Here is a 9358-nt window from a genome sequence, read left to right as displayed (position 1 = left end):
CCGCGCCTCCAGCGCCGCCGCGAAGCCGCAAAAGCGCGCATAGGCGGTATCGCCGAAGCCGAGAATGCCAAAGCGCAGCCCTTCCAGCCGGGGCGCGCCCGGCGCCGCCAGGGCCTGCCAGAAGCGGGCGGCATTGTCCGGCGCCTCGCCATCGCCGAAGCTGGCGGCGAAGAACAGCACGGTACCGGCAAGGGTTGCGGGGCTGGCCTCGTTCATCGGCCGGGCGATGAGGCCCAGACGCTGCGCCGCCGCCTGCGCCTGGGCCGCCGCGGTGCCGGTTTGCGAGGCGTAGAGGATGCTCACCGCGGCATCCTCCGGTGCAAGCCCGGCCAGCGTCTCTGGCACCTCCTGCCTCACCGCCGCGACGCGTTCCAGCGCCATCGCGCAGATCTTGAATTCCGGCTGCAGCGAGGCCGCATCCACCGCCGGGCTGGTGAGCTGGTTGATCGCCAGATCATCCCCGAACACGTCATTCCAATGAAAGGGCGCGAAGAGCTGGCCCGGCTGCACGCGCGGGCTGAGCAGGGCCGGCAGCACGGCGCGGCCACGCCTGGAGCGCAGCGCCAGGCTGTCACCTTCCTGCAGCCCCAGCGCGGCGGCATCCTGCGCATGGATCTCGACGAACGGGCCGGGATTGAGCCTGTTCAAGGCCGGGACTTTGCCGGTCTTGGTCAGGGTATGCCATTGATGCTGCACCCGGCCGGTATTGAGGATGAAGGGAAATGCCGCATCCGGCAGCTCCGCCGGGGGCAGGCAGGGGCGCGGGTGGAACATCGCCCGGCCGGAGACGGTGGGGAAAACCGGCGTGCCGCTGGCCATATAGCGCACCGGGTTGCGCGGGCCGGAATGCGGGCCGACCGGCCATTGCAGCGGGGTATCCGCCAGCCGCGCATGGCTGGCGCCGGAGATGTCGTAGCCGGTCTGCGGGTTAGAGAAACGCTTGATCTCCTCGAAGATTTCCGCCGCATTGGCATAGGCGAAGCCGGGATAGCCCATCGCGGTCGCCACCTGCGCGATCCAGCGCCAATCCGCCATCGCCGCGCCGGGCGGGGGTACGGCTTGCGGGGCGAGGGTCATGTTGCGTTCGGAATTCACCATCACCCCGTCCGCTTCCGCCCAGAGCGCGCCGGGGAGCAGGATATCCGCATAAGGGGCGGTTTCGGTGTCCAGGAAGGCATCCTGGACAATCACCAGCTCGGCCGCCTTCAGCCCGTCGATGGTGCGCCCGCGCGCCGGCATGCTGGCGACCGGGTTGGTGCAGATGATCCAGCAGGCCTTGATCTCGCCTTGCGCCATCGCATCGAACATCGCCACCGCGCCGCTGGCCGGGGCATCGCGCAGGCTGCCGGGGGGGAGGGTCCAGAGGGTTTCGGTGAAGGCGCGGTCGGCCGGGTTCTGGGTGCTGCGCTGGCCGGGCAGGCCCGGGCCCATATAACCCATCTCGCGCCCGCCCATGGCGTTGGGCTGGCCGGTGAGGGAGAACGGCCCGGCGCCTGGCCGGCAGATGGCGCCCAGCGCCAGATGCAGATTGCACAGCGCATTGCTGTTCCAGGTGCCGCGCACGCTCTGGTTCAGCCCCATCGTCCACAGGCTGACGAGTTTCTTGCTGCGCCCGATCCAGGCGGCGGCTTTTGCGATATCGGCGGCATCGAGGCCGGTGATGGCCGCCACTTGCGCCAGCCCGTAATCGGCCAGCAGCTTCCGCATCGCCTCCCAGCCTTCGGTATGCGCGGCGATAAAGGCTGTGTCGGTCTGGCCGGCCTCGTGCAGCAGGCGCAGCAGGCCGTTGATGAGGGCGATATCCGTGCCGGGCTTGAGTTGCAGGAACAGATCCGCCTTCTCCGCCGTGGCGCTGCGGCGCGGATCCACCACGATCAGCTTCGCGCCCTGCTTCACCCGGTCGAGCAGGCGCAGGAACAGGATCGGGTGGCAATCCGCCATGTTGGCGCCGATGACCAGGAATGTGTCGGCCTGGTCGAGATCGTCATAAGAGCCGGGCGGGGCGTCGGCGCCAAGGGACTGTTTGTAGCCGGTGGCGGCGCTGGCCATGCAGAGGCGGGAATTGGCCTCGATATGGCGGGTACGGATAAAGCCTTTCGCCAGCTTGTTGGCAAGATATTGCGCCTCCAGCGACATCTGGCCGGAGATATAAAAGCTGATCGCATCCGGGCCGTGCGCGTCCAGAATGGCGCGCAGCCGGGCGGCGGTTTGCGTCACGGCGGCCAAGGCGGGCAAAGGCTGCTGCCCATCGGCGCGGGCGGGGCGGATATAGGCGCTGTCCAGCCGCCCTTGGCTAAGCGGCAGATGGCAGCTCTGCCCCTTGGTGCAGAGCCGGCCGCGATTGGCGGGGTGGGATTTGTCCCCGCTGACCTTGGTGACGCGCCCCTGCTCCACCTGCATGACGATGCCGCACCCGACCCCGCAATAGGGGCAGACGGATTTGACCTGCTCTGCCACGCCAGCCCTCAGACGCAGGCGGCCAGAGGCAGGCGCACCGGCACGCGCCCGGCCATCGCCTCGCCGATCAGGATCAGCACCGGCCCCTCCCCCGCTTGCGCGCGCAGCCGCGCCGGCAGCGTGCCGATGCTGGCGGCGAGGACGCGCTCATCCGGGCGGGAGACGTTTTCGAACGCCAAGGCCGGGGTGGCCGGGTCCAGCCCCGCCTCCAGCAGATGCGCCGCGAAGCCACCCAGAGTTTGCGCGCCCATATAGAGGGCGAGCGTGCCGCCGCGCTGCGCCAGCCCCGCGAAATCATGCGCCGGGATATCGCCCTCGGCGGTGTGGCCGGCGACGAAATGCACCGCGCGCGAGACCATGCGCTGGGTGAGCGAGCGTTGCAGCGTCGCGGCGGCGGCCAGGGCGGCGGTGATGCCGGGGATGATCTCATATTCGATGCCGGCCTCCTCCAGCGCCGCCATCTCCTCGGTGGCGCGGCCGAAGATCATCGGATCACCCCCTTTCAGGCGCAGCACGATGCCGGGCGTGGCGCGCGCCTCGCGCACCAGCAGGGCGCAGATTTCCGCCTGGGTGGCGGAATGGCGAAAGCAGCGTTTGCCGACATCGATCAGCCGCGCCCGCGGGTGGGCCAGCGCCAGGATCTCGTCACTGACCAATGAATCATGCAGCACCACGCTGGCGGTTTGCAGCAGGCGCAGGGTTTTCACGGTGAGCAGATCCGGATCGCCCGGCCCGGCCCCGGCCAGCACCACCCGGCTCATGGCGTCACCGCCAGCAGGATCCGCCCATCCTGCAGCTTCACCTGGAAGCGGCTGGTGCAGCCGCTATCCGGCCCCTGCGCTTCGCCGGTTTCCAGCGAAATTACCCAGCCATGCAGCGGGCAGGTGACGGAGCTGCCGTGCACGATGCCCTGGCTGAGCGGCCCCTGCTTGTGCGGGCATTGGTCGCGCAGGGCGAAGACGCGGTCGTCATTGGTGCGGAAGACCGCGATGTCGCCGAAGGCGGTTTTCACGCAGCGCGCGCCCAGGCGCGGAATCTCGGTCAGCGCGCCGACATCGGTGAAGAGGGGAATGTTCATATCCATTAGACCAGCTCCGCCAGCGGCTGATAAGAGGTTTGGTTGGTCGCGGCTTCCTGCGCCCAGGGGTCGATCTGCGCGAATCTCTGCGCGTAGAGGAATTTCTCGTAGAGCGCGGCACGGTTTTGCGCATCGTCCACGATGCGTTCCTGCACATATTTCAGCCCGACCCGCTCGATCCAGGGGGCGGTGCGTTCCAGATAGCGGGCTTCCTGGCGGTAGAGTTGCAGGAAGGCGCCGCAATATTCCAGAACCTCCGCCTCGGTGGTGACCTTGCAGAGCAGCTCGGTGGCGCGCACCTTGATGCCGCCATTACCGCCGACATGCAGGTCCCACCCCGCTTCGGTGGCGACGACGCCGTAATCCTTGATCGTCGCTTCCGCGCAATTGCGCGGGCAGCCGGAGACCGCGAGCTTCACCTTATGCGGATGCCAGGAGCCCCAGGTCATTTTCTCCAGCGCGATGCCCATGGCGGTGGAATCCTGCGTGCCGAAGCGGCACCATTCCGAACCGACACAGGTTTTCACCGTGCGCAGCGCCTTGCCGTAGGCATGGCCGGAGACCATGCCGGCGGCGTTGAGATCCGCCCACACGGCGGGCAGGTCTTCCTTCTTCACCCCCAGCATATCGACGCGCTGGCCGCCGGTGATCTTCACCGTCGGGATGGCGAATTTATCGCAGACATCGGCGATGGCGCGCAGCTCGGCGGCGGAGGTGACACCGCCCCACATGCGCGGGATGACGGAGTAGGTGCCGTCCTTCTGGATGTTGGCGTGCATGCGCTCATTGACGAAGCGCGATTGCTGATCATCCTGATATTCGCCAGGCCATTCGCAGAGCAGGTAGAAATTCAGCGCCGGGCGGCAGGCGGCGCAGCCATCGGGCGTGGTCCATTCCAGCGCCTGCATCACGGCCGGGATGGTTTTCAGCTCCTGGCCGCGAATGCGGTGGCGGACCTCGTCATGTCCATGCGTGGTGCATTTGCACATCGGCTTGACACTGGCGGGTTTGAAGTCGGCGCCGAGGGTGAGCTTCAGCAACCCTTCCACCAGGCCGGTGCAGGAGCCGCAGGAGGCCGAGGCCTTGGTGCAGGCGCGCAGCTCGTCCAGAGAGGCACAGCCGCTCTCGATGGCGTTGACGATGCTGCCTTTCTTCACCCCGTTGCAGCCGCAGATCTCCGCGTCATCGCCCAGCAAAGCGAGACTCTCCAGCGGGTCGCCGGCGGCGGCGACCGGGCCGTAAATGACGGTATCGCGCAAATCACCGAGATCCGCGCCATCCTTCAGCAGTTGGAAATACCAGCTGGCATCCGAGGCATCGCCGAAGCAGACCACCCCGACGAGCTTGTCCCCGCGCAGCACCAGGCGTTTATAAATGCCGCGCGCGGCGTCGCGCAGCACCACATCCTCGGTGCTGGCATCGCCCAGGAATTCGCCGGCGGAGAACATCTCGATGCCGGAGACTTTCAGCCGCGTGCCGGTGGCGATGGGCATGAATGCGCTCTGCGCCACGCCGGTGAGATGATCGGCGGCGATTTTCGCCATCTCCCAGATCGGCGCGACCAGGCCGAAACATTGTTTGTCGAACTCCACGCATTCGCCGATGGCGAAGATGTTTTCATCCGATGTGCGCAAGGACGCATCGACCTTGATGCCGCGATCGCAGGCGAGGCCAACGGCGCGGCCAAGCCCGGCATTGGGGCGAATGCCCACCGCCATCACCACCAGATCCGCCTCGATGCGGGTGCCGTCCTTCAACAGCACGGCGCTCACCGGGCCGTCCTCGCCCTCGCCGTCAAAGGCTTCGGTATTGGCGCTGGTGAAGATGCGCATGCCACGCTGGCTGAGTTTCTGTTCGAGCAGATGCGCGGCCGAGGCATCGAGCTGGCGTTCCATCAGCGTCGGCATCAGATGCACGATGGCAACCTCCATGCCGCGCAGATTGAGCCCGTGCGCCGCTTCCAGCCCGAGCAGCCCGCCGCCGATGACCACGGCCTTCTTGCCGGGGGCGGCGATGGCCAGCATCTCCTCCACATCCGCCTTGGAGCGGAAGGTCATCACGCCGGGGCGGCCCACGCCGGGCAACGGCAAGGTGAAGGGATTGGAGCCTGTGGCCAGCAGCAATTTATCGTAGGCGCGCGTGGTGCCGTTGGCGCCGCGCACGATTTTGCGCGCGCGGTCGATCCAGTCCACATGCTCGCCGGCGATCAGCTCGATCTTGTTCTGCGCGTACCAGTCGAGCGGATTGATGACGATCTGCGCGAAGCTCTTCTCGCCCGCCAGCAGCGGGGAGAGCATGATGCGATCGTAATTCGGCTCCGGCTCGGCGCCGAACACGGTGATTTCATATTTGCCGGAATCACGCGCCAGGATTTCCTCCACGGTGCGCATCCCCGCCATGCCATTGCCGATGACAACCAGTTTTTCCTTGCCCATCGCGTCACTCCTTTTCCTTGAATTGCGCTTCAGATACGCACGGAGCCTTCCGCGTAGCCGCGGGAGAAGCTGATGCGCCATTCATTGCGGACGATGTTGATGCCAATGAAGGCGACCAAGGCGAGGCCAGCGAAGATCAGGAATCCCGCCTGGTAGGAGCCGGTCCATTGCTTGGCGAAGCCGAGCGAGGAGGCGAGGTAGAAGCCGCCAATGCCGCCGGCACAGCCGACGATGCCGGTCATCACGCCGATCTCCTTGATGTAGCGCACCGGCACCAGCTGGAACACCGCGCCATTGCCCATGCCCAGCGCCAGCATGGCGATGACGAAGCCGGCCAGCGCCATGGGCATGGTCGGCAGGCCGAAGCTCACCGCGACCAGCGCCAGCGCGGCGATCGGGTACATGAAGGAGAGCGCGTTGATGCCACCGAAGCGGTCCGCCAGGGCGCCGCCGAGCGGGCGCACCATGGAGCCGGCGAAGACGCAGGCGGCACTGGCATAGCCGGCATCCACCGGGGCCAGAGCGTACTGGGTGTGAAAATAGATCGGCAGCGAGGAGGCCAGCCCGACGAACCCGCCGAAGGTGACGCCATAGAACAGCATGAACCAGTAAGTATCCTTCATGCCGAGCACGCTGAGATAATCGCGCGCCGAGATTTTCGGCCCCTGGCCTGGCGCATCCTTGGCGAGGAGGATGAACAGCACCAGCACCACGCTCATCAGAATCGCGGTGAGGCCGAAGACGTTGGTCCAGCCAAAGGCCAGGCCAAGGGCGGGGGCGAAAAGCGCGGCCAGCACGGTGCCGGAATTGCCGGCCCCGGCGATGCCCATCGCCTTGCCCTTATGCTCGACCGGATACCAGCGCGAGGCCAGCGGCAGCGCGATGGCGAAGGAGGCGCCGGCCATGCCCAGCACCACACCCAGCCCGAGCAAGGCGGAAAAGCCGGGAATGCCGAAGAACCAGGCGGCGGCGAGGCCGAGAATGACGATGCTCTGCGCGACGATGCCGGCCTTCTTGCCGCCGATGCGGTCCGCCATGGCGCCGTTGAACAGCCGCAGGATGGCGCCGGCCAGAACCGGGGTGGCGACCATCAGGCCCTTATGCGCGGGGTCGAGATGCAGGGCCTTGGCAATCTGGATGCCAAGCGGCCCCAGCAGCACCCAGCACATGAAGCTGAGATCGAAATACAGAAAGGCGGCCAGCAGCGTGGGGGTGTGGCCGGATTGCAGAAAGCTCTTGCTCTGGGCTTGAGACATTGGAAACCTCGAGGCAGCGCTTTGAAATCGCCGCACGCTGGCCGCCCTTGGCCCGCGAGTAGAATGAACGGGGGCAACCCCATCCGCCTGCCTGATCCTCTTTGACCCGGCGGCCTGCGGGCAACGCGCCGCATGAGCTATTAGACCAGAATGGCGCGCCGGGATTCAATCGGGATTTTGATTAAAAATGCACGCATGAAACGAGATTTGATTTTATTTCAGCAAATCATGGTGATAAAAAATTCTATCAGCCGATTTTTTAATCAAAATTGGCATTCGCAGGCGGTTCCGCGATGTCGCGCGCCTCGCCACCGGCGCGCAGAAACAGATCCGGGCGGTAGATCCGCGTGGCCACCCCCTCCAGCCCAGCGGGGGCGCGGCCCCAGAGCTGCATTTGCCGCGCATACCATTGGCCGTAAGCCGGGGCCGGGTAAGGGGCGGTGAAAGCGGGGCCGCCTTGCGCCGGGTCCAGCGCCGCCAACAGCAACGGCGCCGGGAGGTCCAGATATTCCGGGCGGGCCAGCAGCTGGCTGAGGGCCTGGCGGCCGTCCGGCGCGGCGCAGAGGCGCTGGGCGTGCAGCAGCACGCCCAGCAGCGCCTCCAGCCGCGCTGGCTCGGCCGTGGCGAAATCGGCGCGCAGGGCCAGGCATTTTTCCGGATGGTCGGGCCAGATGTCGCGGCTGAGGGCGGCGGTGAAGCCCAGCCCCGCCTTTGCCGCCACCAGCCCCCAGGGCGCGCCGGCGCAGAATCCGTCAATGGCGCCGGCGGCAAGCGCGCCGACCATTTCCGCTGGCGGCAGCACGGTGATGTCGACATCGCGTTCCGGCATCACGCCCTGCCCCGCGAGCCAATGGCGCAGCAGCAGATCATGCGAGGAAAACCCGTGCACCACCGCCAGGCGCGGCCGCTTCGCCGCCGCCACCGCCGCGATGCCGCCCGCCGCGAAGGCGCTCTGCATGGACGCCGCCAAGGTGATGGCGTTGCCGTTGCTGGACAGACTCATCGGCACCGCGAGATCAATCTTCGCCCCGCGCAGCCCGCCGGCGCAGGCCAGCGCCAGCGGCGCCAGCATCACCGCCCCGTCCAGCAGGTTAAAGGCGAGCTTATCCGCGATATTCGCCCAGGAGGGCTCGACCGACAGTGCCACGTTGAGCCCGGCAGCGGCGAACAGCCCCTCCTGCGCGGCGAGGATCACCGGGGCAGCGTCGCAGAGCCGCAGCAGGCCGAGACGGATCACATCATTCATGGTTTCTGCCCTTGCCGCGTCTGTGCGGCCAAATAATCCGCCGCGACATCCGCCAGGCGTTTCTGCTGGTCCATGGCGCGGCGTTGCAGGAAGCGATGCGCCGCCGGCTCGCTCATGCGCTCCTCCTTCATCAGCAGGCGCTTGGCGGCGTCGATGGCGCGGCGCTGCTCCGCCTGTTCCTCCACCTCCTGCAATTTCGCCGTCGCCTGCTGGTTGCGCTGAAAGAAGGCAACGGCGAGGCGCATCACCAGCTTGGCGGCGTCCGGCGCCACATCCTGGCCGTGATAGGAGCTGACGCCGGCGCTGATCGCCTCCTGCATGAAGGCGGGGTCGGAACCGTCCAGAAACATCACCACTGGCGGGGTGCCGCCCTGGGCAGGCAGGGAATCCAGCATGTCGCGATCCGGCCTTGCCATGTCCACCAGCACCACATCCGGGCGCAGCCGCTCCACCTCGGCCAGCAACGAGGCGTCATTCGCCAGGGCGATGATGGAAAATGCGGCATCGAGCCGGGTGAACTGGGCAGAGAGTGCCTCACGACGGGCCGCGTTGGAATCGGCGAGCAGGATTTTCATGGCGAGGCGCGGTCCATGCGCTCTGGCTGAGCAACTTTCCTGCCAAAGCGGCGCGCGGCGCTGGCCGCGCCGTTCGCCTGTTAGCGCAATATGCGTTGAGGTTGACGCGGCAGCGTCACCCTCAACGCATGAAATTGCTCGCTAAAACATGAGTAGAGCGCGTGGGTGTAAACCCATCTCGCGCTAAGTCCGGGATTCGGGGCCGCCGGAGGGGTTACGGCCCCGAGCTGGGCTGGAATTCGGTCTTGGTCGCGGCGGGAAGCTGCAGGGCTGGCGAGGGCAGCTGGGGCGACGCGGCGGCCGGCGGCGGG

Annotated in this window: 7 protein-coding genes; all 7 read right to left on the bottom strand. The window is 66.9% G+C overall.

Annotated elements, in window-relative coordinates; all coding sequences use genetic code 11:
* Positions 1–2457, bottom strand: a 2457-nt coding sequence (locus MXAZACID_RS15585) for a nitrate reductase (protein WP_008495459.1), incomplete at its 3' end; no start/stop codon positions are given.
* A gap of 8 nt (positions 2458–2465) precedes the next feature.
* A complete protein-coding gene (gene cobA / locus MXAZACID_RS15580) occupies positions 2466–3218 on the bottom strand; it encodes a uroporphyrinogen-III C-methyltransferase (protein WP_008495458.1) in 753 nt (250 codons plus the stop codon).
* Positions 3215–3541, bottom strand: coding sequence for a nitrite reductase small subunit NirD (gene nirD, locus MXAZACID_RS15575; RefSeq protein WP_008495457.1), 327 nt, complete (start codon positions 3539–3541; stop codon positions 3215–3217). Before nirD ends, cobA begins: the two co-directional genes overlap by 4 nt.
* A complete protein-coding gene (nirB, locus tag MXAZACID_RS15570; RefSeq protein ID WP_008495456.1) occupies positions 3541–5970 on the bottom strand; it encodes a nitrite reductase large subunit NirB in 2430 nt (809 codons plus the stop codon). The genes nirD and nirB overlap by 1 nt, the downstream gene beginning before the upstream one ends.
* Positions 5971–5999: 29 nt before the next feature.
* Positions 6000–7226: a NarK/NasA family nitrate transporter gene (locus tag MXAZACID_RS15565; RefSeq protein WP_008495455.1), complete on the bottom strand. Its 1227-nt coding sequence runs from the start codon at positions 7224–7226 to the stop codon at positions 6000–6002.
* A gap of 259 nt (positions 7227–7485) precedes the next feature.
* Complete coding sequence (locus MXAZACID_RS15560) at positions 7486–8472, bottom strand: CmpA/NrtA family ABC transporter substrate-binding protein (protein WP_008495454.1); 987 nt, start codon at positions 8470–8472, stop codon at positions 7486–7488.
* A complete protein-coding gene (locus tag MXAZACID_RS15555; RefSeq protein WP_008495453.1) occupies positions 8469–9047 on the bottom strand; it encodes an ANTAR domain-containing response regulator in 579 nt (192 codons plus the stop codon). The genes MXAZACID_RS15560 and MXAZACID_RS15555 overlap by 4 nt, the downstream gene beginning before the upstream one ends.
* Positions 9048–9358: the final 311 nt, after the last annotated feature.

This window comes from Acidocella sp. MX-AZ02 (assembly GCF_000306035.1).
Taxonomy (GTDB): domain Bacteria; phylum Pseudomonadota; class Alphaproteobacteria; order Acetobacterales; family Acetobacteraceae; genus Acidocella; species Acidocella facilis.
Note: the sequence above shows the minus strand (reverse complement) of the source record. Positions and strands in the feature narration are given on the sequence as shown.

Bases quoted from the DNA above. Each gene is read 5' to 3' on its own strand.
- cobA (WP_008495458.1), bottom strand. From the start codon at position 3,218: ATGAGCCGGGTGGTGCTGGCCGGGGCCGGGCCGGGCGATCCGGATCTG.
- nirB (WP_008495456.1), bottom strand. From the start codon at position 5,970: ATGGGCAAGGAAAAACTGGTTGTCATCGGCAATGGCATGGCGGGGATG.
- MXAZACID_RS15555 (WP_008495453.1), bottom strand. From the start codon at position 9,047: ATGAAAATCCTGCTCGCCGATTCCAACGCGGCCCGTCGTGAGGCACTC.
- MXAZACID_RS15560 (WP_008495454.1), bottom strand. From the start codon at position 8,472: ATGAATGATGTGATCCGTCTCGGCCTGCTGCGGCTCTGCGACGCTGCC.
- MXAZACID_RS15565 (WP_008495455.1), bottom strand. From the start codon at position 7,226: ATGTCTCAAGCCCAGAGCAAGAGCTTTCTGCAATCCGGCCACACCCCC.
- nirD (WP_008495457.1), bottom strand. From the start codon at position 3,541: ATGGATATGAACATTCCCCTCTTCACCGATGTCGGCGCGCTGACCGAG.